19 protein-coding genes are annotated in these 25,296 nt (G+C 67.6%); 10 read left to right on the top strand and 9 right to left on the bottom strand.

From position 1 onward, the window contains the following. Window positions 1-266: 266 nt before the first annotated feature. The 3 genes from sphst_RS18040 (at window position 267) to sphst_RS18030 (ending at window position 5,216) form a co-directional block, all read left to right on the top strand. Window positions 267-2,864, top strand: a complete 2,598-nt coding sequence (locus tag sphst_RS18040) for a PAS domain S-box protein (RefSeq protein ID WP_159043702.1) — start codon at window positions 267-269, stop codon at window positions 2,862-2,864. A 19-nt stretch (window positions 2,865-2,883) separates the two neighbouring features. Continuing rightward, window positions 2,884-3,498: a response regulator transcription factor gene (locus sphst_RS18035; RefSeq protein ID WP_031394397.1), complete on the top strand. Its 615-nt coding sequence runs from the start codon at window positions 2,884-2,886 to the stop codon at window positions 3,496-3,498. Window positions 3,499-3,575: 77 nt separating this feature from the next. Beyond that, window positions 3,576-5,216 carry a Na+/H+ antiporter gene (locus sphst_RS18030; protein ID WP_031394396.1) on the top strand — a complete coding sequence of 547 codons (1,641 nt, stop codon included), beginning with the start codon at window positions 3,576-3,578 and terminating at the stop codon, window positions 5,214-5,216. Window positions 5,217-5,237: 21 nt separating this feature from the next. Here the strand turns inward: sphst_RS18030 and sphst_RS18025 are convergent, their stop codons facing one another. Then, window positions 5,238-6,209 carry an alpha/beta fold hydrolase gene (locus sphst_RS18025; RefSeq protein ID WP_056408660.1) on the bottom strand — a complete coding sequence of 324 codons (972 nt, stop codon included), beginning with the start codon at window positions 6,207-6,209 and terminating at the stop codon, window positions 5,238-5,240. A gap of 252 nt (window positions 6,210-6,461) precedes the next feature. Here sphst_RS18025 and sphst_RS18020 point away from each other — a divergent pair, with 252 nt between their 5' ends. After that, entirely contained in the window at window positions 6,462-7,868 is a 1,407-nt protein-coding gene (locus tag sphst_RS18020; RefSeq protein ID WP_442800413.1) for a coniferyl aldehyde dehydrogenase, read from the top strand. Window positions 7,869-7,905: 37 nt separating this feature from the next. Here the strand turns inward: sphst_RS18020 and sphst_RS18015 are convergent, their stop codons facing one another. The 4 genes from sphst_RS18015 to sphst_RS18000 form a co-directional block, all read right to left on the bottom strand. Continuing rightward, window positions 7,906-10,233, bottom strand: coding sequence for a TonB-dependent receptor (locus tag sphst_RS18015; RefSeq protein WP_107045922.1), 2,328 nt, complete (start codon window positions 10,231-10,233; stop codon window positions 7,906-7,908). Window positions 10,234-10,320: 87 nt separating this feature from the next. Continuing rightward, window positions 10,321-11,571 carry an MFS transporter gene (locus sphst_RS18010; RefSeq protein ID WP_043157037.1) on the bottom strand — a complete coding sequence of 417 codons (1,251 nt, stop codon included), beginning with the start codon at window positions 11,569-11,571 and terminating at the stop codon, window positions 10,321-10,323. Window positions 11,572-11,671: 100 nt separating this feature from the next. Beyond that, entirely contained in the window at window positions 11,672-12,751 is a 1,080-nt protein-coding gene (locus sphst_RS18005; RefSeq protein WP_031394386.1) for an LLM class flavin-dependent oxidoreductase, read from the bottom strand. Further along, a complete protein-coding gene (locus sphst_RS18000) occupies window positions 12,748-13,641 on the bottom strand; it encodes an aldo/keto reductase (protein ID WP_031394385.1) in 894 nt (297 codons plus the stop codon). The genes sphst_RS18005 and sphst_RS18000 overlap by 4 nt, the downstream gene beginning before the upstream one ends. A gap of 31 nt (window positions 13,642-13,672) precedes the next feature. On the opposite strand from sphst_RS18000, the gene sphst_RS17995 reads away from it, so the two are divergent. The 6 genes from sphst_RS17995 (at window position 13,673) to sphst_RS17970 (ending at window position 22,384) form a co-directional block, all read left to right on the top strand. Next, window positions 13,673-14,761, top strand: coding sequence for a Gfo/Idh/MocA family protein (locus tag sphst_RS17995; protein WP_267895135.1), 1,089 nt, complete (start codon window positions 13,673-13,675; stop codon window positions 14,759-14,761). A 72-nt stretch (window positions 14,762-14,833) separates the two neighbouring features. Continuing rightward, a complete protein-coding gene (locus sphst_RS17990; protein ID WP_031394383.1) occupies window positions 14,834-15,133 on the top strand; it encodes a putative quinol monooxygenase in 300 nt (99 codons plus the stop codon). Between the two features lie 108 nt (window positions 15,134-15,241). Continuing rightward, complete coding sequence (locus sphst_RS17985) at window positions 15,242-15,757, top strand: RNA polymerase sigma factor (RefSeq protein WP_031394382.1); 516 nt, start codon at window positions 15,242-15,244, stop codon at window positions 15,755-15,757. Between the two features lie 36 nt (window positions 15,758-15,793). Beyond that, window positions 15,794-16,729 (top strand): FecR family protein, encoded by a 936-nt coding sequence (locus sphst_RS17980; RefSeq protein WP_159043701.1) that lies wholly within the window; start codon window positions 15,794-15,796, stop codon window positions 16,727-16,729. Further along, window positions 16,726-19,107 (top strand): TonB-dependent receptor domain-containing protein, encoded by a 2,382-nt coding sequence (locus sphst_RS17975; RefSeq protein WP_234387733.1) that lies wholly within the window; start codon window positions 16,726-16,728, stop codon window positions 19,105-19,107. The genes sphst_RS17980 and sphst_RS17975 overlap by 4 nt, the downstream gene beginning before the upstream one ends. Window positions 19,108-19,186: 79 nt before the next feature. Continuing rightward, window positions 19,187-22,384, top strand: a complete 3,198-nt coding sequence (locus tag sphst_RS17970) for an autotransporter outer membrane beta-barrel domain-containing protein (protein WP_107045920.1) — start codon at window positions 19,187-19,189, stop codon at window positions 22,382-22,384. 24 nt (window positions 22,385-22,408) lie between these two features. On the opposite strand, the gene moaC is transcribed toward sphst_RS17970, so the two are convergent. From moaC to sphst_RS17950, 4 genes are read right to left on the bottom strand one after another with little or no spacing between them, the layout of a single operon-like run. Next, entirely contained in the window at window positions 22,409-22,882 is a 474-nt protein-coding gene (moaC, locus tag sphst_RS17965) for a cyclic pyranopterin monophosphate synthase MoaC (protein ID WP_031396379.1), read from the bottom strand. Further along, window positions 22,879-23,655: an indole-3-glycerol phosphate synthase TrpC gene (gene trpC, locus sphst_RS17960; protein WP_107045919.1), complete on the bottom strand. Its 777-nt coding sequence runs from the start codon at window positions 23,653-23,655 to the stop codon at window positions 22,879-22,881. Before trpC ends, moaC begins: the two co-directional genes overlap by 4 nt. 1 nt (window position 23,656) lies before the next feature. After that, the gene (gene trpD, locus sphst_RS17955; RefSeq protein WP_107045918.1) at window positions 23,657-24,649 is read right to left on the bottom strand and encodes an anthranilate phosphoribosyltransferase; all 993 of its coding nucleotides are present in this window, start codon (window positions 24,647-24,649) and stop codon (window positions 23,657-23,659) included. Continuing rightward, window positions 24,646-25,254 (bottom strand): anthranilate synthase component II, encoded by a 609-nt coding sequence (locus sphst_RS17950; protein ID WP_031395467.1) that lies wholly within the window; start codon window positions 25,252-25,254, stop codon window positions 24,646-24,648. Before sphst_RS17950 ends, trpD begins: the two co-directional genes overlap by 4 nt. Window positions 25,255-25,296 lie beyond the last annotated feature (42 nt).

Here is a 25,296-nt window from a genome sequence, read left to right as displayed (position 1 = left end):
TGAGACAGGTCGCCGCGTCGTTCCGAAGTCGCGGGATGGACGCATTTTCGCAGCTGACCATAATGGTGGAAATGCCTGTCATTATGGGTCAATATATTTGCCAACGAGCTAGGTAATAATACAGTATTGGCATATATTTGCCGGATAGCATGGAGACTTCAACGCAAGACGATTCCGTTTCGACAATGAGCCAGCCGGGCCGTACTGTGGCCGGGTTGTGCATCGCGGCTGTCTTTGCGTGTGCGACGGTCCCGATGATCGGGTGGATGCTGCGGATTCCGGTGCTGACGACCTTCGGTTTGGTCGAGCCGCTGTTGCCGTTCGGTTGCATCGCCTTTGCCTGCATGGCGGCAGCGCTGCTGATCCTGACCCGTGGGCATGATCGACGCCAGGCACTCATTCTGCTCGCCGTGCCGGTCGGGATCGGACTGGAGCGGATCTTCGTGCAGCTTGTCCTGCCCGCCGATAGCCACGGGATCGATGGCTGGCTGTTTGCCAGCGATGTGCGTGCTGCCTTCGAGGACAGCATGACGGGGCCGGGGCTCGTCAACGATAGCATCCTGGTCTTGCTGCCGGTCGCGATCGCAGCGGCGGCGGCAAAGACCGGACCCTATGGACGGCTTGCGGCTGGCCTGGCGGTGGCGACGCTGGTGGCCGCGAGCATAGCCTTGTTGCTGATGCCGATGGTCCCGGCGCTTCATGCGACGGGGTGGCATATGTCCTCGACGTCGCTGCCGGCCGCGATCGGCGCAATGCTGCTCGCGTTGGCGGTGCTCGCGTGGCGCAGCGATTTCCTGAACGAGCCCACCGCCTGGTCGCCCGAATGGCACATGCTGCGGCTTGTCCTGCCACTGCTGCTGGTCGTACCGGTGCTCGCGCCGCTGGTCGAAATGGCGAGCATTGAGCTTGCCGGCGTGTCTGCGGTCTGGGGCGAACTGCTGACCGTTACGTTGAACTTCGTGGTGGTCAGCGCGCTCGTCACCTGGACGGTACGTAGCGGAGCACGCCACCGCGCCGCTTTGTCCGAGCTGACCCAGGCATTGAACGCCGCACCGATGGCGCTGGTCGATACCGATGACCGGATCATCCACTGGTCGCGCGGGTGCGAGGAATTATACGGGTGGCGTGCGCACGAGGCGCTCGGCAGGCAGAAGCATGTACTGCTCGCGTCATGCACCGCCGACGGCAGCTTGGCGACGGGCTGCCCGCATGCCGATGGCGAGCGTGAACTGATCGAGCGCCGCCGCGACGGCAGTGCGGTGCACGTGATCGAGCAGGCGCGCAGGGTCGAGAAGCTGGCCCGTGCGCCGGCCCTCGTCCTGTCGATGACCGATATCAGCACCCGGCTCGAGATCGAGGCCGCGCTGCGCAAGAGCGAGGAGCGTCTCGCGCTCGCCAGCAGTGCGCACGAGATCGGGGTCTTCGAATGGGAAATCGCAACGGGGGCGCTGACCTGGACCGCAGGATCCGAGCAGCGTCTGGGGCTGCCCGCGGGAAGCCTGCACGATTATCCGAGCTGGGCGGCGTTGATCGACCCGGACGACCTGGCGGAGGTCGAGCGCACGATCGCCGAAACCGTCGGCATGCGCGCACCGCGCATCAGTTTCACCTATCGATTGAGACTGCCCAACGGCACGCAGCGTTTCCTCGAAGGCTCTGCGCGCTGCTTCTATGATCAGGCAGGCGCGATGGTCCGGACCACGGGGATCACGCTGGACATCACGCGGCACGAGGAGCGCGAGGCGGCGCTTCGCGTGCGCGAGGCACAGCTGCGGTCGATCCTCGAAACTGTGCCCGATGCGATGATCGTGATCGACGAGGCCGGCGCCATCCGCTCCTTCAGCGCCGCCGCCGAACTCATCTTCGGCTATAGCGCCGCCGAGGCGATCGGATTGAACGTGCAGACCCTGATCCCGGGCGAGCGCGAGGCGTGGCAGCAGGGATATTTACGGCGCTATCCAGCCTCGGGCGATCGGCGTGGCGTTGGTCATGGGCGGCTCACCACCGCGCGGCGCGCGGACGGAAGCAGCTTCCCGGTAGAGCTGCATGTCGGCGAAGCGCTGGTCGATGGCGAACGTGTGCTGACCGGGTTCGTCCGTGACATTTCGGAACGGATCGCCGCGGAAGAGCGGCTGAGCCTCGTCCGGCGGGAATTGATGCAGGTCATCCGGTTGAACGCGGTCGGCGAAATGGCTGCGGCGCTCGCGCATGAACTCAACCAGCCGCTCGCTGCGATCGCGAACTTCGTCACGACCGCCGAATTGCTCCTCGACAGCGGCGCCGGCATGGATGGCGACCGGCTCAAGGCCACGTTGATATCGGCGAACGCGCAGGCCCTGCGGGCAGGCGACATCATCCACCGGCTTCGCGAGTTCATCGCCAAGCGCGAGTCCGAGATGCGGATCGAGCCCGTGGAGGCGACACTGCGTGAGGCCGTCACGTTGCTGACGTCCGGCGGACAGCATGCCGATATCGAGCTGAGCTTCGCGCTGTCCCCCGACGCCGACTTCATGCTCGCGGATCGGATCCAGGTGCAGCAGGTGGTCGTCAACCTGCTCCGCAACGCGTTCGAGGCGTTGGCGACATCGCCCGACGGCGCGCGCGGCGTCCTCATCGAGGCGCGGTTGAACAAAGCGGCGCTCGTCGAGATCAGCATCTGCGACAATGGTCCCGGCTTGCCCGATGCGATCCTGTCGCGGATGTTCACGCCCTTCACGTCATCGAAGGGGGAGGGGGGCATGGGCTTCGGCCTGTCGATCTGCCGCCGGATCGTCGAAGCGCATGGCGGGGAGCTGGTCGGCTTCAACGCCCCGGGCGGTGGCGCCTGCTTTCGCTTCACCGTGCCGCATGTCTGTTTGGAATAAGCCGTGAAAGGATGTCTGGATGCGTACCGTCTATGTCGTCGACGATGACGACGCCGTCCGTGCATCGGTGCAGGGGCTGCTGTCGACCCGTCCGAACCTGTTGATCCGCGGCTTTCGCTCCGGGGATGCGTTTCTGGACGAGCTCAGCAGCCTCGACCCGGGTATCGTGCTGCTCGACCATCACATGCCCGGAACCACCGGGCTCGAGGTGTTGCGAAAGCTTGTGCCGTTCGCACCGCATTTCGCGCCGATCATCCTGACCGGGCAGGGCGACGTGCAGCTCGCCGTCGAGGCGATGAAGGCGGGCGCGCTCGAGTTTCTGGAGAAGCCGTGCGATCCGCACATCCTGCTGCGCACGGTCGACGAAGGTTTTGCGCGGCTCGAAACCGAAACCGCGGCCGCGGACCGGACCCAGGCGGCGCGTCAGCGGATCGCGCGGCTCTCGATGCGCGAGACCGACGTACTGATGGGACTGATCGACGGCCAGCCGAACAAGGTGATCGCGCATGCGCTGAGCCTGAGCCCGCGGACCGTCGAGATTTACCGCGCCAATCTGATGGACAAGCTCGGCGTGCGGAGCCTGTCCGAGGCGCTTCGGATTGCCTTTGCCGCCGGCCTCGTGACGGTCGACTGACGATCGTTCGGTCCAAGGGGGTGTCGTTTGTGGCGTGTGCCGGTTAGGAAGGACCCGACGCCAAGCGGGAGTATCTTTTGGAAGCTGTATCGATCGTTCTGTTCCTCCTGCTCGCGGTCGTCCTGAGCGGGTCCATTTCGCGAATGCTCCCCGTGCCGGTGCCGACGCCTCTGGTGCAGATCATGCTCGGTGCGGTCATCGGTTTGTCGACGTCGTACCGGGTCGCGCTCGATCCCGAACTCTTCCTGCTGCTGTTCCTGCCACCGTTGTTGTTCCTCGATGGCTGGCGGATCCCCAAAGACGAGCTGCTCAAGGACATTTCGACCGTGGTCGAACTGGCGCTGGGGCTGGTGCTGATCACGGTGATCGGCATGGGGCTGTTCATCCACTGGATGATCCCGGCCATGCCGCTTGCCGTCGCGTTCGCGCTTGCCGCAGTCGTCTCGCCGACCGATCCTATCGCAGTCTCGGCGATCGCCGCGCGCGTCCCTATCCCGAAGCGGATGATGCACATCCTCGAAGGGGAATCGCTGCTGAACGATGCGTCGGGCCTCGTCTGTCTGCGTTTCGCGATCGCCGCGGCGCTGACCGGATCCTTCTCGCCGTCCTCCGCCGCCTTCAACTTCGTCTGGGTTGCCGGCGCAGGCATCGTCGTGGGGGTCGGCCTAACGCTCGCGGTCACGCGCGCCAAAGCATGGGTATCGCGGAGGTTCGGTGAGGAATCGGGGTCGCAGATCCTTGTCAGCCTGCTGATTCCGTTCGGTTCCTATCTGCTCGCCGAACATCTTCACGCGTCGGGGATCCTCGCGGCCGTCGCGGCGGGCGTGACGATGACCTACGCCGAGATATCGCGTCAGGCGCTGCCGAACACGCGGATGCGGCGCAACTCGGTGTGGGACACGATCCAGTTCGCGCTCAACGGCATCATCTTCGTGCTGCTCGGCGAACAGCTGCCGGCGATCCTTGCGGGTGCCAGGACGACGGTCAAGATGACGGGGCATGACAGCACCGGCTGGCTTGCCGCTTATGTCCTCGCGATCGTCGCCGGGCTCGCCGCCCTGCGGTTCGTCTGGGTCTGGGTGTCGTTGCGGCTGACGCTGCTGCGCCGACGCTATCGCGACGGGGTGACGGTCCACAGCCCGGACTGGCGGCTGGTCGCGGCGATGTCGCTGGCGGGTGTCCGCGGGGCGATCACGCTTGCAGGTGTCCTGACGATCCCGCTGGTGCTCGACGACGGCACCGCGTTTCCGGCGCGCGACCTTGCCATATTCCTCGCCGCAGGGGTGATCATCGTGTCGCTGGTGCTGGCGAGCGTCGGCTTGCCGATCCTCCTCAACGGCCTGACGATGCCGCCCGAGCCGTCGTTGCTCGCGGAAGAGGATGCGGCGCGGGTCGCGGCGGCGGAAGCGGCGATCCGCGCGGTCGAGCGGTCGCAGCATGAGCTGGCCGAACGGATGGGCGATGGCGATTTCTATGCGGCGGCGGGTGGCCGGGTGATGGACATCTATCGCGACCGGATCGACAGCCGCAGCGGTTCCGCCAAGGCGTCCGCGGCCGCGCGGGTGCAGGACCGGATCGAGCGGGACTTCAAGCTCGTCGCGCTCCAGGCGGAACGCAGCACGATCGTCGATCTCGCGCGCGATCGCCGGATCGGCAGTGCGACGATCCGCAAGCTGGTCCGTGAACTTGATCTTGTCGAAGCCCGGTATCGCAGCTGACGGTTCAGAAGGGCATCAGGCTTAGGACTTCGGCCTAGTCAGCGCCGAGAGCCATGCGACCACGTCGTCGGGTCGTGTCACGGGGATCATGTGGCCGCCCGCGACCAGCGTGAGCGCCGCGGCGGGATAGGCGTCGGCGAGACGCTGGCCGTGGGCCAGCGGATCGAGCACCGCGTCGTCGCGTCCGAACAGGATCGCGGTTGGAATGGACAGTGAGGGATAGCGGGCGACCATCGCCGGCAGATCGGCGTTTGCCGCGGCGAGATCTGCCGCTGCTCCGGCAAAGGCCGATGGGCGACCGATCAATGCGCCGCCGCCACGGGTCGCGAAATCGTCGGGTACCGGATCGGGTGCGAAGACCATGCGCGCGCCGCTGGGTCGCGCGAGCAGCGCCGCGGGCGTGGCGACCGTCCATGCCAGCGCGCTGCGCATCGCGCGCGTACCGATGGCGCGCGTCGCGACGATCTGCGGCACGGTGGCGAGCGGCTGGGTCAAGGGTGCGATCAGCGCGAGCCCGCCGACCTGCTGCGGATGATCGAGCGCAAGCGCGAGCGCGATCGCGCCGCCCAGCGAGTGGCCGACGACGAGCGGCCGGTCGAGCCCCATCGCGGTGATGAACGCCGCGACATGCGCGGCTTGTGCACGGATATTGGCCTGCGCGATCGGCGCCGAATAGCCGGAGCCGGGGCGGTCGATCAGGATCACGCGGTGATCCGCACTTAGTCGGTCGAGCAACGCATAGCCGAAGTTGCGCATCTGCCCGCCAAGCCCGTGGATCATCACGATCGCCGGGCCCGTACCGCGTTCGAGATAATGCATCCGACGCCCGTCGATATCGATGAACGTTCCGTCGGCGGGCACGCGCCGTTCCACGCGGTTCGCCGCGAGCCTGGCAAACAGCGCAAGACCGGCCACCACACCGAGCGCGAGGCCGGCTGCACGCGCGGCCGGATGGCAAGGCGGCGTGGCGGCCGCATGGTCGTTCTCATTCATATGCGTCATCCGCCGACACATAGATTGCGCCGACAGGTCCCGCCAAGCCTCCGACACGCTTGGAATAACCGCCCCAGAGCGCCAGTTCGCGCGGACCCCATCTCAGGAAGGAGGGTGAGCCGCTCTATCATCTCGTCGATGTCGCATGGGCGGTATGCAGCCCGCTTGCGAAGCAGCAGGCGCAGGCGGCATGACGCTGGTATTGGAACCGGGCCGGGCGGGTGCGCCGGATGGGAGATGGTGATGACCGACATGATGGCGATCCTGGCGGCGCAGCGCGCGGCGTCGATGGCGGCGATGCCCGAGCCGCTGTCGGTCCGCAAGGACCGGCTCAAACGGGCCGTGGCAATGCTCCGCGAGTCCGCCACACGGTTCTGCGACGCGCTGTCGGAGGATTTCGGGCACCGGAGCCGCGAGCAGTCGATGATCACCGACATTGCCGGATCGATCGCGCCTCTCATGCATGCGATCAAGCATCTCGACCGCTGGGCGAAGCCGGAGCGGCGCTCGGTCCAGTTCCCACTCGGGCTGCTCGGGGCGAAGGCCTGGGTCGAATATCAGCCCAAGGGCGTGGTCGGGGTGATCGCGCCGTGGAACTTCCCGGTCAACCTCGTCATGGCGCCGCTTGCCGGCATCTTCGCGGCCGGCAACCGGGCGATCGTCAAGACCAGCGAATATACCCCGGTCACGGGTGCGCTGTTCGAGGAACTGGTCGGGCGGTATTTCGCGGCGGACGAACTGGCCTTTGTCGGGGGCGGTCCGGAGGTCGGCAAGGCGTTTGCCAGCCTGCCGTTCGATCATCTGCTCTTCACCGGCGCGACAGGGATCGGGCGCCATATCCTCCACGCGGCCGCCGACAATCTCGTCCCCGTGACGCTGGAGCTGGGCGGCAAGTCGCCGGTGGTGATCGGTGAGGGGACGGATATCGCACGCGCGACCGAGCGGGTGGCGCTCGGCAAGATGCTGAATGCCGGCCAGATCTGTCTCGCGCCCGATTACATGCTGGTCCGCGACGCGGACGAGGCTGCGGTGGTGGCCGGGCTGACCGCGGCGGCGAGCGCGATGTATCCGACATTGCTCGACAACGCGGACTATACGTCGCTGGTCAGCGACCGCCACATGGCGAGGCTGAACGACTGGCTCGACGATGCCCGGGGCAAGGGCGCGCGGGTCGAGATCGTCAATCCGGCGGGCGAGGACCTCAGCGGTGCGAACACGCGCAAGATGCCGCTCCACATCGTCCGCGATGCGACCGACGACATGATCGTGATGCAGGAAGAGATCTTTGGTCCGGTCCTGCCGATCCGTCGCTATGACGATATCGACGACGCAATCGGCCAGATCAATCGCCGCGACCGGCCGCTTGCCCTTTATCACTTCGGCAGCGATGCGGACGAGCGTCGCCGGTTGCTCGATCGAACCGTGTCGGGTGGCGTCAGCCTCGACGACGTGATCCTCCACGTGTCGATGGAGGATCTGCCGTTCGGCGGCATCGGCCCGTCGGGCATGGGCGCCTATCACGGCGCAGACGGTTTCCGTACGTTCAGCCATGCCCGCGCGGTCTTCCGGCAGGCGCGGTTTGACGTCGCCAAACTCGCTGGCCTGAAGCCCCCCTATGGCGCGACCGCGCGCAAGGCCGCCGCGCGGCTGATCGGGTGAACCGCGCGTCCAACCGGTCCGCCGCTGCCAGCGGCGGTCAGAAGTCCTTGCGCAGCAGCAGGCCGGCATAGCGCTGGTCGTCACGCGGGACGAACCGGACCGTCCCTGCGAACGTCCCCGCGGTGAGGAACGACGAATAGGAGGTGTTCGTCAGGTTCTTCACATAGGCGCGCAACTGCCAGCCCGACCGGTCGCTGAGCAGGGCGACGCTTGCATTCCAGATCGCATAGGCGGGCTGCACCGTGCTCGGCGTCTGCGCCAGCGCATATTGCACCTTGCTGCTGAACGTCACGTCGCTCTGCAGTTCGAGCGCTAGTGTGTCACTGAGTGCGAAGCGGTAGGCCGCATTCTCATAGAGCTTGATCTTGGGTGCATAGGGGAGCGGCTGGCCGTCGATGTTGCAGCTCGTCGGCGCGCCGGGCGGGCAGAGGAAATTGCGCACCGTGGCGTCGGTATAGGCGGCCGAGATGTCGAGCGTCAGCCCCTTGGTCGGGCGCACCGTCACGTCCGCCTCCGCCCCGCGCGACCGCACCGAGCCGGCGTTGATCAGGCGGCTGACCTGCGCGCCCGCGACGACGTCGTTGAAGCTGGCCTGATACCCGTCGAAGTTCGTCGTGAACGCGGCCAGGCTGTAGCTCAATGCACGGTCCGCGGTGCTGCCCTTCAACCCGACTTCGTAGGAGTTCGAGGTCTCGGGGCTCAGCGGAACCTCGTCGAGCGGCGTCGTTGCGGTGAGCGACCGCATGTTGAAATACACGTTATACGCGGGGCCCTTGTAGCCGCGCGAATAGGTGAAATAGGTCTGCGCGTGATCGCTGATGTCATATTGGAGACCCAGCCGGTAGCTGTCGCCACGCCGATCGAGCCCGTCGCTGGCATTGTGATAGGCGCGCACGCCGGGTCGATCGAGCGCCGCTGCGCCGGTATTGAGGGGATCCGCGCTCGACGTGCGGACATGGTAGAAATCGAGGCTGTCCCAGGTCGAACGATAGCCCGCGATACCACGGAAGCGCGGGGTGAAATTGACGTTGGCCTCGCCGAACAGCGCGAAATTGTCGTTGGTGATGCCGTAGTTCGCGATGCCCGTCGTCGTGCTGCGCGCACCACCAGCGGCCAGCGACGTCAGCGTCCGCTGATAGGTCTCGTCGGTGGTGGCGTGGAGATAATAGGCACCGAGCACGTAATCGATCAGCCCGCCCTTCGGTGATGTGAGCCGCAGCTCCTCCGAGAACTGCTTGGTGTTGACGTGGCCAGCGTCCTGCCCCGACGGGAAGGCGGTCGAGAGCACGGCGACGCTGTCATAATCCTGACGCTGCGTATTCAGCCACTGCCGCCAGCCGGTGATTGAGGTGAGGTGATAGTCGCCGAGCGTGAGGTCGCCCGTGAACGAGCCGCCGTAATTCTCGTCGCGCACGTCGGTGATCGTATCGTTGTTCGTGCGGCGGTTACTGGCGTTCGCACTGATGCCGCTTGCCGCGAGCGCGGCGGCCAGGTCGGGCGAATTGGTGACGGTGCCGGTGGGATAGGCGGTTCGGCTGGTGCTGGCATAGACGCTGGTCGGGGTGGTATCGTGCGAATTGAGATAGTCACCAATGATTGTGAACTTCAGCGCGTCCGACGGCGTGATCACCAGCTTGCCGCGCGCACCGTAGCGCCGATAGCCGTTGACGTCGTCGTTGCGGGTAACATTGCGGACATTGCCCTTGAAGTCGTCGTAAAGGCCGCCGATCAGCGCCTGGACCTTGCCGGGCACGATCGCGCCCGAGATGCCGGCCTTGATCCGGTATTCCTCGTCCGACGTGACGCCGGCTTCGCCGAACATCCGGAATTCGTCGGTCGGATTGCGGGTGACGATGTTGACGACGCCCGCGGACGCGTTCTTGCCGAACAGCGTGCCCTGTGGGCCACGCAGCACCTCGATCCGCTCGACTTCGCCCAGGTCGAGCGTCGACTGGCCGGGGCGGGTGAGGACGACGCCGTCGAGCACGGTCGACACCGACGGCTCGACGCCCGGCGAGGTGGTGATCGTGCCGACGCCGCGAATGAAGATCGTCCGGTCCTTGTTCGACGCACCGCTGCGAAAGCCGACCGCGGGGATCGTCGCGGCGATGTTCTCGACGGTGTTCAACTGGCGTTCGGCGAGCGACTGTCCGCTGACGGCGGTGATCGCGATTGGTACGGACTGGAGGCTTTCATTGCGAAAGCGCGCGGTGACGACGACGTCTTCGCCGGTGTCGGCGGCAGGCGTCGCCGCCTTGGGCGTCGCGACTGCCGGCGCCGCGGCCGTGTCCTGAGCGAATGCCGGCGCGGCCAGGGTCGCAAGCGCGGTGCCGGCCAGCAGCGCCACATGGCGTGGATCGATCATGATATCCCTCCCGAAGATGATGTCGTCTTTTAAATCCCATTCAGCCGATCGGTATATAGATCTGGATGCAGACGCATCGTATCAGCTTTAGTGTCCCTCGACCGGGCGCAACCGCGGCAGCAGCAGCTGAATCCAGCCGACCGCGAGCAGATAGGAGACGCTGGCGAACAGGAACAGCGGCAGGTAGCCGAGTCCCGCGGTCAGGACGAGCCCGGCGACCTTGGCGATCACCATACCACCGACATTGCCGCTGAACGAGCCGAACGCGGTGACCCGGCCCAGCTTGTCCTGCGGCACGACGTCGGCGATCAGCGCGAACAGGTTGGTCGAGAACGCCTGGTGCGCGGCGAGCGTCAGCGCCATCAGCGCGATCGTGACGGGATAGCTGCCGACGTAAAGCACGAGTGGAACGGGCAGGACGCAGAGCGCGGCAACCAGCAATATGCCCTTGCGGACGGCGTTGACGCTGTAGCCGAGGCTCAGCAACCGGGTCGCCACGCCGCCCCCGAGCAGCGAGCCGACCGCCGCGCCACCATAGGCGATGGCCAGCGGGACGCCGAGCGCGACCCCGCTCAGCCCATATTGGCGGTGGAAGAAGTCGGGCAACCAGAAGAGCATCAGCCACCAGGTCGCGTCGGACAGGATCTTGGCGACCGCGATCGCCCAGGTCTGGCGGTTGCGCAGGATCGGGCCGTATTCGCCGACCGGTGCCGCGGCATCTGCGGCGCCCACGGGCTGCGAGGTGAAGCGCAGGCGACGGGTCGCGATCAGCCAGACCGCCGCCCAGGCTAGCCCGAGCGCACCTGCGACAACGAACGTCCCCCGCCAGCCGACGAGCAGAGCGACCCCCGGTATCGCCAGCGGCGCCAGGATCGCGCCGATGCTGTTGGCAGCATTGGTCGCGCCGAACCCGCTCGACCGCCAGTTCTTGGGCAGCACCGACGCGATCGTCTTGATCCCGGTCGGCGTGCCCATCGCCTCGGTCGCGCCCAGGCTCACGCGGATCATCACGAACTCGGTCATCGATCGCGCCCAGCCATGCGCCATCGCGGCGATGCTCCATGCCGCGACACCGATCGGGTTCGCCCATTTCACCCCGAGCTTGTCGACGATCCAGCCAGTAAACAGGAACGCGAACGCCGCGCCGCCCTGGAACCAGGCGGCGAGCGTCCCGTAATCATCGTCGCTCCAGCCGAGATCGGCGGCGATCGTCGGCTTGAGTACGGCGATGATCTGACGGTCGACGAGGTTGAGGATGCCGGCGGTGACGACCAGCGCGAACAGCAATGTGCGGCCACGGGCGCTGAGTTGTGCGACGGTCTTGATGGGCGGGGTCATAGCGGGCCAGCATGGACGATGGGGCGATGCATGCGAGCCAGTTTCTCTTGTCCGCGTCGGTTATTTGATTTCAGTCGGTCTCGGCGGGCAGGCCTGCGTCCTAGACGATCAGGGGACCATGCTCGATCCGCGGCAGCACGTGGCGGGCGAACAGGTCGGCCTCGGCGGCATGCGGATAGCCCGACAGGATGAACGCATCGATCCCTTCGGCCCGGTAGGCGTTGAGCTTGGCGAGCACCTGGTCCGGATCACCGACGATCGCGGCACCGCATCCCGACCGTGCGCGGCCGATCCCGGTCCACAGATTGGCCTCGGCATAGCCGTCGTCGGATCCCTCACGCAGTTCGGCCTGGCGACGGACGCCGGCGGACTGCGAATCGAGCGAACGCGCGCGGATCGCCTGGCCTTCGGCATCGTCGAGCTTGGACAGCAGGCGATCGGCCGCGGCTCGGGCTTCCGCCTCGGTCTCGCGAACGACGACATGGACGCGGTAGCCGAAGCGCAGCGTGCGGCCGTGGCGTGCGGCGCGAGCGCGCAGGTCGGCGATGATCGCACGGACGCCGTCCATCGTGTCGGGCCACATCAGATAGACGTCGGCATTGGTCGCCGCGGCCTCCCGCGCCGCCTCCGACAGGCCACCGAAATAAAGCGCGGGACAGCGCCCCGACACGGTGGTGGTCCGCGGAGGGTCGAGCTTCAGTTTCCAGAAGTCGCCGTCATGGTCGAGCGGCTTGCCGTCGAGCAGCGTGCGCAGGATGTGCATCGCCTCGACGGTGCGCGCATAGCGTGGCGCGCTTGCGAGCGTCTCGCCGGGCAGGTCGCTGGAGATGATGTTGATCGCCAGCCGACCGCCGAGCATCTGGTCGATCGTCGCAATCTGCCGGGCGAGCTGCGGCGGCCAGCTTTCGCCGATCCGTACCGCCATCAGCAACCGCAATCTCTTGAGCATCGGTGCGATGCCCGCGGCGAACGCGGTCGTGTCGATGCCGAGCGTATAGCCCGAGGGTAGCAGGATGTTGTCGTATCCCGCCGTCTCGGCCTGCATCACGATGTCGCGGCAATGCTCCCAGCTCGATTTCAGCGCAGGGTCGGGGACGCCGAGAAATTCGTAATCATCATCGCACAGCGCGGAAAACCAGCTGATCTCGCAGGGCGGAAGGCTTGCCGACGGATCGATCATGGCAGCGAGACACCCATGCCGGCCTGCAGCACCGCATACCATTCGCTGCGGGTCCATTCGACCTTGTAAGCATCGGCCGAGGCTGCGATCCGCGCGGGGGTCTGCGAGCCGACGATCGGGATGATCCGCGCCGGATGCGCCATGATCCACGCCAGCGTCGCAGTTGCGGCGTCGACGCCGTAGCGCACGCCATGCTCGGCGAGCAGCGTTGCCGCCGGATGATCGCCCTGCGCCAGCCGGCCCCCGCCAAGCGGCGACCACGCCATCACCGCGACGTCGTTCGCCATCGCCTGATCGAGCGTGCCATCGAACAGGGGCGCGGTCTGGAGAGGGGAAAACTCGGGCTGCGTGCTGACGATCGGCTGGCCGAGAAACGCCTGCAACGCGGCGAATTCGTGGACGCTGTAGTTCGACACGCCGATGCTGCGCACCTTGCCCGCGTCGACCATGCGCGTCAGCGCCTCGGCGACCTCCTGCGGATGGGTCATGAAATCGCGGCGGTGGATCTGGTACAGATCGACCTGTTCGATCGCCATCCGCGTCAGCGACGCGTCGAGGGCGTCGGCCAGATACTCTGCACTGGAATTATACGGAATGCCGGGACGGATGCCCGCCTTGGTCGCGATCACCATCTTTGCGCGCAGGCTCCGGTCCTCGGCCAGCGCGCGCCCGAACAGCGCCTCTGCCGAGCCGAAGCCCGCCGGGACGTCGCAGCCATAGATGTCGGCGGTGTCGAAGAAGTTGATCCCCGCACCCAGCGCCGCGTCGATCATCGCGCGGACCGGCGCGGTTTCTCCGGCCAGCCGCCACATGCCCCAGGCTATCGGCGAAACAAGGATTTCGCTCTTGCCGAGCGGGCGAAGGTCGTTGGAAAGGCGGATCGTCGTCATGCCGACGGCTCATGGCATAGGGATAGACAGCTTGGTAGCCACGATCAGATACGGTGTCGTCGGAACGGGCATGATGGGCGTCGAACACATCCGCAACCTGGCGATCCTGCCCGGTGCGGAGATCGTCGCGATCGCGGATCCGGTCGCGACCTCGATCGACTGGGCGACCGAGGCGCTCGACGACCAGGCCGATGGCGTCGCGCGGTTTGACTCGGTCGAGTCGTTTGCGAAGCGCGCCGATGTCGATGCGATCGTCATCGCGTCGCCGAACAACACCCACCGCGACGTGCTCGAGCAGCTGTTCGCGATGGACGCCGCGATCTTGTGCGAGAAGCCGCTGGCGACGACGATCGACGATGCGCGGTGGATCGTCGAGCGTGCCGCCGCGCACGCCAGGCCGTTCTGGACCGGGATGGAGTATCGTTTCATGCCGCCCGCAGCCGCCTTTATCGAGCAGGTCCAGGCGGGCCGGGTCGGCCGGTTGCAGATGCTCTCGATCCGCGAGCACCGCTTTCCCTTCCTGCCCAAGGTCGGCGACTGGAACCGGTTTTCCCGGAACACCGGCGGCACGATGGTCGAGAAATGCTGTCACTTCTTCGATCTGATGCGGCTGATCGTCGGGTCGGAAGCGGTGCGCGTCCATTGCTCTGGCGCGATGGACGTGAACCATCTCGATGAACGCTATGACGGCGAGCGCCCGGACATCATCGACAACAGCTATACGACGGTCGATTTCGCGAACGGCGTGCGGGCGATGCTCGATCTCAGCATGTTCGCCGATGGTGCGGAGAATCAGGAGGAGATGTCGGCGACGGGCGATGCGGAGCGGCTCGACGTGCTGATTCCTGCAGGCGAACTCGTCTATTCGCCACGGGTCGGATTTCTCAACCCCAAGGCGGTCGAGCGCAGCCATGTCTCGGTCGATCCGGCGGCCCGGGCCGCAGGCTCGCACGAAGGCGCAACCTATTATCAGCACGCCGCTTTTGCCGCCGCCGTGCGCGGCGAGGGACCGGTACAGGTCACCGCGGAAGACGGCTTGCGCGCGGTCGCGATCGGTACCGCGGCGGAGATCAGCGCGCGCGAGCACCGGGTCGTGACGATGGCGGAACTGGGCGTCTGACCCTTTGGCGGGGTTGCGCGCCATCCGCCGGGCGCGCACAGGCTGTGGCGAAATCACGCCCAGGAGGTCGATATGCCCGTGAAGGTCATTGCGTTCGTTTCCGTCAAGCCCGGCCATGAGGAGGCGTTCATCGACGCCGCCCGCATCTGCGCCGCGGCGTCGCGGAATGAACCGGGGGTGCTCCACTACGATCTGTGGCGCGAGGCCGATGGCGACCGGCGCTTCGTGTTCAACGAGCTGTATGTCGACGATGCCGCGGTTCAGGCGCACATGGCGTCCGACCATTTCAAGGCACTGGGCGTGGCCTCGCGCGATCTCGCCGCCGCGCGTCCGACGATCATCGCGACGCATCCGGTCGACGTTGCAGGCTGAGGCAACACCGCGGCCGCGACGCGCGCATCCGTGAGGGGCTAACGCGCGCCGTCTGCGGCCGAGCATCCGCCATGGTCGTGACGTTTTCTCTTACGGTATAGGCGACGGATGGACACGCAGGGTCTGGAGGCCGTCTTCCTCGCCAACCGCGATACGCTGCTCCGCTTTCTGTCGGCGCATGGCGCGGGGGATGCGGCGGAAGACCTTTTGCACGAGCTCTGGATCCGTGTGCGGACGCCGCGCGGCGGGCCGATCGCCGCGCCGCTGGCCTATCTGTACCGCGCGGCGCACAATCTCATGCTCGACCGTCATCGCGCGGTCCGGCAGGCCGCCCGACGCGACAATGACTGGAGCGACGCGGTCGGCGCCACGGTCGCGGGCCAGTCCGATGCGCCGTCGGGTGAGCGCGTGCTGATCGCGCGCGAAGAGGCGCGGATGGCAGCGCGCGCGCTGGAGGCGATCGGCGAACGCGCCGCAGCGGTGTTTCGCCGCCACCGGATCGACGGGGTCGCGCAACGTGCGATCGCGGACGAGATGGGCGTGAGCCTCAGCACCGTCGAAAGTGATCTGCGCCAAGCCTATCGTGCGATGATCGCGTTGAAAGGGCGGCTCGATGAGGTTTGAGGCGAACGTCTCCGTCAAGCCAGTCAGGAGGCCATGATGGCGCAGGATGACACAGCTTTGGACGCACAGGCGCTCGACTGGATCGTGCGGACGGGAGATCCCGCATTCGACGACTGGCCCGGCTTCATGGCGTGGATGGAGGCGGACCCGACGCATGCCCCGCGCTATCACGCGCTGAGCGCCGCGATCGATGATGGCGTCGCATCGCTGCGCGCGCCGCAGGCGGGTTCGGTGGCGCAGCCGATGGCCAGCCCGTCACGACGCGCGCCGCAGCGGATAGGACGCTGGGCCGGCGGGGCGATCGCCGCATCGCTGGCGGTCGTCGCCGGCCTTTCGGTCTATGAGCGCCGCCCCCAACCCTATGCCGTCGAGGCGGCGCCGGGGGCCGCGCGGACGATCCTGCTTGCTGAGGGAAGCCGGATCATGCTCGCGGGCGGGTCACGCGTGACCGTCGACCGACGCGACGCGCGCATCGCGACGCTTGATCGTGGCGAGGCGATGTTCGTCGTCGCGCATGATGCGGCGGATCCGTTCGAGGTCCGGGTCGGCGAGACGCGGCTGGTGGATGTCGGCACGGCCTTTGACGTCAAGCGTACCAGCGATGGCATGCGGGTCGCCGTGTCCGAAGGTGCGGTCGACTATGATCCGGGTCCGAATGCGATCCGGATGACGGCGGGGCAGGGTGTGGTGGTTGCGCGCGGCGGTGTGATGCGGATCACGGTCGATGCCACGGCGGTCGGGTCGTGGCGCGAGGGGCGGCTGGCGTTCGAAAATGCGCCGATGACCGAAGTCGCCCAAGATCTGTCGCGAACACTGGGCATCACGATCACGGTGGCGCCGGACGTCGCCGATCGCCGCGTCCGTGCGACGATCGCCACGGCAGGGCTCGCGCGTAACCCCACGCCGCTCGCCGCACTGCTCGACGTGACGATGCGGCGGTCCGCCCAGGGTTGGACGATGTCGGCCCGGTGATCCGGCGGGGCGGGGTCTTTGTCGTTACGGTGGTGATCGCCGGGCTGACCGCTGCGTCGGCTGCGGCGGGGCCGGTATCGCTCGACCTGCGCGCGGGTCGCCTGGGCGACTCCGTCATGGCACTGGGGCGGCAGGCCGGGGTCAGCATCGCCGTCGACGACCCGGTCCTGTGGGCACGACCCGTCCCCGCGATCCGGGGACGCTTCACGGCCCGGCAGGCGCTCGCAAAGCTCGCACGATCGACGGGGTCGACGATACGGTCCGCCGGGGCCGGGGGGTGGCGTCTGGTCGCGCGTGCCGCGCCGCCACGTGCGGCACAGCGCCGTCTGCCGGGGGCGACCGCGAATGCCGCGCCGGCAGTCCCGACCATCGCGGGGGCCGATATCATCGTCGCCGCGAGCAAACGGGACACCCGGCTGCGCGATTTCGCCGGGCAGGTCGCGCACCTCGATGGAATCGACCTGGCGCTTGGCGGCGCGGGGGGCAGCGACGCGGTGCTGGCGCGGCTCGCGAGCGTATCGTCGACGCATCTGGGTGCGGGGCGCAACAAGCTGTTCATTCGCGGCATTGCGGATTCGAGCTTTACCGGCCCGACACAGACGACCGTCGGCCAGTATCTCGGCGACATCCGGCTCAGCTACAACGCGCCCGATCCCGACCTGCGGCTCTACGACATCGCCTCGGTCGAGGTGCTCGAGGGGCCACAGGGAACCCTATACGGCGCAGGATCGCTCGGTGGCATCATCCGCACCGTTCCCAATGCGCCGGTGATCGACGACACGACGGCCGCCATCGCGACGGGCGTGTCCGCGACGACGCATGGCGACCCCGGCGGCGACATCGGCGCGACGCTCAACCTGCCCGTGATGGAGGGCCGGATGGCGCTGCGCATCGTGGGCTATGCGGTGACGGAGGGCGGGTATATTGACAACCCGACGCTCGGGCAGAGCGACGTGAACCGCACCCGCATCGCCGGCGGGCGGGGTACGCTGCGCGTCGATCTGGGGCGCAACTGGACGCTCGATCTGGGCGGCGTGTACCAGCGGACCCGCGGCGACGACAGCCAATATACCGATCGCGACGCGCCGCCCCGCACGCGGAACAGTGCCGTCGTGCAAGGGTTCGGTGCGGACTACCGGATGGGCGATCTGGTCGTGTCGGGCACGCTTGGCGGCCTGATGCTGCGATCGTCGACGGCGATCGTCGGGCAGACGCTGACGGAACGCTATGACGCCACCATGGTGGACGGCGATCCGCGGCTGTTCGTGCAGCGCAACGCGACCGCGATGGTGACCAACGAGACCCGGCTGTGGCGGCGGATGCGCGCCGGCTTCGGCTGGGTGGTGGGCGGCAGCTTCACGCACAACCGTACGCGGCTGTCGCGCGCACTCGGCGCAGTCGAGGCACCGGTGCCGGTAACGGGAGTCACCAACCGGATCGACGAGGCGACGCTGTATGGCGAGGCCAGCATCGCGCTGTTCCCCGGATTGATCGCGACCGGCGGCGCGCGCGTGACGCGGGCCGCGCTGTCGGGGACGGGCCAGGATCTGGCGGAGGCCCTCGCCCCGGTTGCGCTCGCGCGTGCGCAGGTGACCGCCAGTCGTCGTGAAACCAGCCTGTTGCCATCCGGATCGCTGATCGCGACCGTGCTGCCGCGGCTCTCGCTCTATGCCCGGTACCAGCAGGGGTTCCGGCCCGGCGGCCTGGCGATCGAGAGCGACTTCGTCCGGCGGTTCCGCAACGACCGGGTCCGCACGATCGAAAGCGGCATACGGTTCGGGCAGAGCGGGATCGACGCGGTATCCGTCTCGGCCGGGCTGTCGCATACGCTGTGGGACGATATCCAGGCGGACTTCATCGACGGCTCAGGGTTGCCGAGCACCGCCAATATCGGCAACGGCCGGATCTGGTCGGCGAGCGCGGCGGCCGCCTGGCGACCGGTCGCCGGGCTCACGATCGACGCCGGGCTGACCTATAACGACAGCCGCGTGACCGAACCCAGCCAGGCCTATGCCCTGGCGTTCGCGCGCATGAGCCAGGTTCCCAATATCGCCCGGTTCGCAGGGCGGCTGGGGCTCGACTATAGCCGGCCGCTCCGCGGTGACCTCGATCTGCGGGTCTATGGCTGGGCGCGGTATGTCGGCCGCTCCCGGCTCGGTATCGGCCCGGTGCTCGGGGAGGAGCAGGGCGATTATCTAGATACCGCGTTGACAATGCGCGTCGGCCGGCCGACACTCGGCTTCACGCTCGGCGTGACCAATCTGACGGATGGCGCCGGCAATCGCTTCGCGCTGGGCACGCCGTTCCAGATCGGCAGCGGCCAGATCACGCCATTGCGTCCCCGCACGTTGCGCCTGGGGATAGACGCGGCATTCTGAAAAGCTGCGCAGCCCGGCAAGGCTGCGCGGCAATGGTTCCGTCCTGTGTTCGAAACATATTCGAAAAGGGACCTGGTTCATGCGTCGTATCCTGCTTGCCTCTACCTGCCTGATGGCGGTCGTTCCGGCCCATGCGCAGACCATGATCGAGACCAAGCGCACCGATGCGGTGCGGACCTCGACCGTGAAGGCCGGGGCGCCGGATGCGATCCGGATCACGACGGCGGGATCGGTGACCCCTGCCGGCGGCACGGCGGTGACGATCGACAGCGTGCATGCCGTCACCAACGAAGGCACCGTCCAGATTACCAATGCGGACAATACCACGGGCATTCTTGCGGTTGCGGGGACCGGCGGCGGTATCACGAACAGCGGCAAGATCATCGTCGACGAGACCTATGAAGCGACCGATGTCGACAAGGATGGCGATCTCGACGGCCCCTTCGCGGCGGGCAGCGGCCGTACCGGCATCCGCACCGCGGGCGCCTATAGCGGCGCCATCGCCAATACGGGCGCGATCACGGTCGAAGGGAACGAGTCCGCAGGGATCTGGCTCGGCGGCCCGCTGTCCGGTGCGCTCAAGACCGAGGGCACGATTGCGGTGACGGGGACGAACGTCGTCGGCGTACGGGCGGGCGACATTACCGGCAACGTCCGGCTCGCCGGAACGGTCGCGGCGATCGGGCAGGGGGCCGTGGCGGTCCGGCTCGATGGCGCGATCACCGGTGCGCTGGTGGTGCAGGGTTCGCTCGGCGCGACCGGTTACCGGACCACGACCGCGCCGGCGGATCCGTCGAAGCTCGATGCCGACGACCTGTTGCAGGGCGGATCGGCGCTGGTCGTCGCGGGCAACGTGTCGGGCGGGATCATCTTCGCAGTGCCGCCAAAGGATGCCAGCACGACCGACAATGACGAGGACAAGGACGGGATCGACGACAGCAAGGAGGGATCGGCCATGGTCACCGCCTATGGCGCGGCACCAGCGGTCCAGATCGGGTCGGCGACCAATGCGGTCGCGATCGGCGCAGTCGCGGGCAGCGGCACGAATTTCGGGCTGATCGTCGATGGCGGCATCGGTGGCAGCGGTGTCTATGCGGGTATCACCGCGACCGGTCTCTCGATCGGCGGGCTTGGTGGCAGCGTGTCAATCGCCAACGGGATCGCGGTCAACGGCACGGTCCAGGCGCAGGCCAATGGGGCGAGTGCGACCGCGATCCGGATCGGCAGCGGCACGACGACCCCCGAACTGCGCAATGCCGGGACGATCGCGGCGGCGGGCGGCGGCACGACCGCGTCGCTGTCGAGCGCGGTCCTCGTCGAGGCGGGCGCGACGGTCGGCACGATCCGCAACAGCGGGACGATCAAGGCGAGCGCACAGGCAGCCGATGGCAGCGCCACCGCGATCCTCGACCGGTCCGGCCGGGTCACGCTGGTGGAGAATAGCGGGGCGATCACCGCCAGCGGCGCACTGGCAACGTCGGAGCGCAACGTCGCGATCGACCTGTCCGCAGCGACGGCGGGCGCCACCGTCCGCCAGACCGCGGTCGCGGCGGGCGTCACGGCGCCGAGCATCGTCGGTGACGTCCGCTTCGGTACGGGGAACGACGTTTTCGAGATCGCCGATGGCACCGTGTCGGGGACGACCCGGTTCGGCGGCGGCGCGAACCGTCTCGCGCTGTCGGGCGACGCAGCCTATGCGGGGACGGCGCTCTTCGGCACCGACAACGACACGATGGCACTTGCCGGGACGGCGGTGTTCAGCGGCGCGGCGGATTTCGGTGGCGGGGCAGACACGCTGACCATCGGCGGGACCTCGCGCTTTTCGGGCACGCTCGCAAACAGCGGCGGGCTGGCGGTGACGGTCGCGGGCGGTACGCTCGACCTGACCAAGGCGGCAACGATCGCGTCGCTGGCGATGGGCTCGGGCAGCGTGCTGGCGGTGACGCTGGACAAGACCGGGGGGACGGGGACGTCGATCACCGTCGCCGGGGTAGCGTCGTTCGAGAAGGACACCAAGCTCGCGCTCAAGCTGGCCAGCATCACCGGTGCGGAAGGACGGTACACCGTCCTGCGCGCGGGGAGCCTGACCGGTGCTGCAAACCTGACCGCCTCGACCACGCTGTTGCCGTTCCTGTACAAGGGGAACGTCGCGACGGGCACGGGCAACGACGTTGCGATCGACATCGTCCGCAAGACCACGGTCGAACTCGGCCTCAACCGCTCCCAGACCTCCGCCTACAACGCAGTCTATGCGGCGCTCGGCACCGACGCCAAGGTCGGCCAGGCGTTCCTGAACATCAATGACGGCGACGCATTTCGCGGATCGCTGCGCCAGATGCTTCCGGATCATGCCGGCGGGACGTTCGAGACCGTGACGATGGGCTCGCGTGCGACCGCCCGGGTGATCGCCGACCCGCACGGCCCGTTCAAGGATGAGGGGCAGTGGGGCTATTGGGTCAGCCAGGTCGGCTGGGGCACGTCGAAGAGCATCGGCAATACCGGCGGCTATGACGTGACCGGCTGGGGCGTCTCCGGCGGGGCCGAATACAAGACCGGGCTGGGCAATATCGGTGCGTCGCTCGCCTATCTCAGCGGCCGCGATGCCGATGAGGGGACCAGCAATGAAGTCAGCTCCAACCAGTATGAGCTCGCGGCCTATTGGCGTGGGCACTGGGGTGGGCTGAACGCCAATGCCCGCGCCTCGGGCGCACGGATCGGGTTCGACGGCGTGCGGCGCTTCGCCGGCACCGCGGGGACCGAGGCGGTGCAACGCGTCTCGAGCGCGGACTGGAACGGCACGCTCTACTCGGCGTCGGGCGGCCTGTCCTATGATGCCGATCTGGGCAATATCTCGTTCCGGCCGATCATCGCGGTCGATTATTACAAGCTGAAGGAGGACGGCTACAGCGAAACCGGTGGCGGCACCGCGATCGATCTGGTCGTCCAGTCGCGCAGCAGCGACGAACTGGCGGTCACCGGCAGCGCGGCGCTGGGTCTCGATCTCGGGGGGCAGAACCAGGACGCAGGCTGGTTCCGCTTCGAGCTCGAGGGCGGGCGGCGCGAACTCGTCGGCGGGGGGCTGGGTGCGACGACCGCGGCCTTTGCAGGCGGGAGCGCGTTCACGCTGACACCCGAGGAGCGGACCAGCGGCTGGGTCGGCAAGCTGCGCGCGGTCGGCGGCAATGCCGCGTTCCGTTTCGGCGGCGAATTCAACGCTGAGGAGCAGCAGGGACGTGCCGCCTTGTCGCTGCGCGCGAGCCTGCAGATCGGATTGTAACGACGGAAGACTGGTCTGCCCGCGTCAGCGCGGTGCGGACCAGTCCCCGGACTTGCCGCCGCGCTTTTCGAGCAGGCGGATCCCGTCGATCTCCATCGCCTTGTCGATCGCCTTGGCCATGTCGTAGACCGTCAGCAGTGCAACGCCGACCGCGGTGAGCGCCTCCATCTCGACGCCGGTCTTGCCGTCGGTCGCGACGGTCGCGGTCGCGGTGACGCCGCTGTCGTCGACGTCGAGGTCGAGCGTGATCTTGGTCAGCGGCAGCGGGTGGCACAGAGGGATCAGGTCGCTGGTCCGCTTCGCTGCCATGATCCCCGCGACGCGGGCGACGGCGATGACGTCGCCCTTCTTGGCCGAGCCCTCGGCGATCGCGCGCGCAGCCTCGGCCGACATGGTGATCCGGCCGGTTGCGACCGCCTCGCGTGCGGTCGGCGTCTTGCCGCCGACATCGACCATCCGCGCGGCACCCGCCGCATCGACATGCGTCAGCTGGCTCATCCGACCAGCGCCCGCGTCGCGGTCTCGACATCGTCCTGGCGCATCAGCGCTTCCCCGATCAGGAAGCACCGGATTCCGCGCTCGGCCATCGCGTCGAGGTCGGCGCGCGTCGTCAGTCCGCTTTCGGCGACGAAGGTACAGTCGCGCGGCGCCTTGTCGACCAGGTCGTAGGTCCGCTGGAAATCGACCGTGAAGTCGCGCAGGTCACGGTTGTTGACCCCGATCAGCCGCGACTTGAGCTTGAGCGCGCGATCGAGTTCGTGCGCGTCGTGGATCTCGACGAGAACGTCCATGCCGCATTCGAGCGCGGAGGCCTCGATCTCCGCCATCTGAATATCGTCGAGCGCGGCGACGATGATCAGGATCGCGTCGGCGCCGATCGCGCGCGCCTCGGTCGCCTGCCACGGGTCGACCATGAAATCCTTGCGCAGGACCGGGATCGACACGGCGTCACGCGCCGCGGACAGATAGGCGTCCGCGCCCTGGAACCATTTCTCGTCGGTCAGCACCGAGAGGCAGGCGGCACCGCCCGCCTCATAGGCGCGGGCATGCGCGGGGGGATCGAAATCGGCGCGGATCAGCCCCTTGGACGGGCTGGCCTTCTTGACCTCGGCGACCAAGGCATAGCCGAACTTCGCATCGAGCGCGGCGCGGAAGCCGCGTGGCGCGGACATGCGGGCAATGCCGGCATCGATGTCCGACAGCGAGGTGGTGGCCTTGCGCGCGGCGACTTCGGCGCGCTTGGTCTCGAGGATACGGTCGAGCATGGTCATGTCAGTAGGCGATCCAGCGGTCGAGCAGCGCGTCGGCGCTGCCGGTGTCGAGGGCGGTGGCGGCGAGCGCCGCGCCCGCGACAAGGGTGGGGACGGTCCCGGCGACCATCAAGGCCGCGGCGGCGTTGAGCAGGACGGCGTCGCGGTAGGCGCCCGCCTCGCCCTTCAGCAGGCGGCGGAGCGCCTCTGCATTATGGGCGGCATCACCGCCGCGAATTGCCGTGATCGCATGCCGCGGCAACGCTGCATCGTCGGGCGTGACGCGCGCGGGAAGCACGACGTTGCCGATGGAGGCAACGACGCTGGGGCCCGCGCCGGACAGTTCGTCGAGCCCTTCCTCGCCGGAGACGACGAGTGCGGCCTGGGTACCGAGCTGGGCGAGGGCATCGGCGTAGAGCGGGACATAATCGGGCCGCGCGATGCCGATGAGCTGACGCGTCGTTCGCGCGGGATTGGCGAGCGGCCCCATCAGGTTGAATATCGTCCGCCTGGCGATACGCTGACGGATCGGGGTGATCCGCTTCATCGCCGGATGGTGATTGGCGGCGAACAGGAAGGCGATGCCGATGTCGCGCAGGCTGGCCTCGGCCGTCGCACCCGCGCGGTCCATGTCGAGGCCGAGGACTTCGAGCGTGTCGGCGGCGCCGGCCTTGCTCGAGGCGGCACGGTTGCCATGCTTGGCAACCGGCACGCCGCAGGCCGAGACGACGAGTGCGACGGCGGTCGAGACGTTGAGCGTATGGTGGCCATCGCCGCCGGTGCCGCAGACGTCGATCGCGCCCGGCGGCGCATCGATCGGGATCATCCGCTCACGCAGCGCACGCGCGGCCTCGGCGATCTCGATACTGGTCTCGCCACGCTCGGACATGGCGATCAGGAATGCGGCGATCGCGTCTTCGCTGGCGCGCGCGTCGAGGATGTCGGCAAACGCCGCACGCGCGGTCTCGCGCGACAGCGGCGTCGTCGGATCGGGCAGGAGCACCGTGGTCGTCATCGATCGAGCCCCTCGCGCAGGCGGTCGGGCAGCTGATGCGAAATTCCCGCCAGCGTCAGGAAATTGGCGAGCATCGCGTGGCCGTGTTCGGTCGCGATGCTCTCTGGATGGAACTGCACCCCGTGGATCGGCAGCGTCGTGTGGCGGAACCCCATCACGCTGCCATCCTGCGCGGTCGCGTTTACGACCAGCGTATCGGGGACCGCGTTGACGATCAGCGAGTGATAGCGCGTCGCGATAAACGGCGAAGGGAGGCCGGCATAGAGGCCGGTGTCGTCATGGACGACCGGCGACGTCTTGCCGTGCATCAGCCCGCCACGTTCGACCTTGCCGCCGAAATGCTGCCCGATCGCCTGATGGCCGAGGCAGACGCCAAGCAGCGGCCTGCCGGCATCCGCGCAGGCGGCGACGAGGTCGAGGCTGACGCCCGCTTCGGTCGGCGTGCAGGGGCCGGGTGAAATAAGAAACGCCTCCGCGCCGGACGACAGGGCCTGTCCAGCGGAGATCGCATCGTTGCGGACGACCTCCACCTCGACACCCAGTTCCATCAGATAATGGACGAGGTTCCAGGTGAAGCTGTCGTAATTGTCGACGACCAGGATCATGCGTTCGCCATAGACGAAGTCGAAGCCGGTGCAACGGGGATG

It is taken from the genome of Sphingomonas sp. STIS6.2 (assembly GCF_000732685.2).
Classification (GTDB): Bacteria; Pseudomonadota; Alphaproteobacteria; order Sphingomonadales; family Sphingomonadaceae; genus Sphingomonas; species Sphingomonas aerolata.
This window is presented reverse-complemented; position numbering and strand designations above follow the sequence as displayed.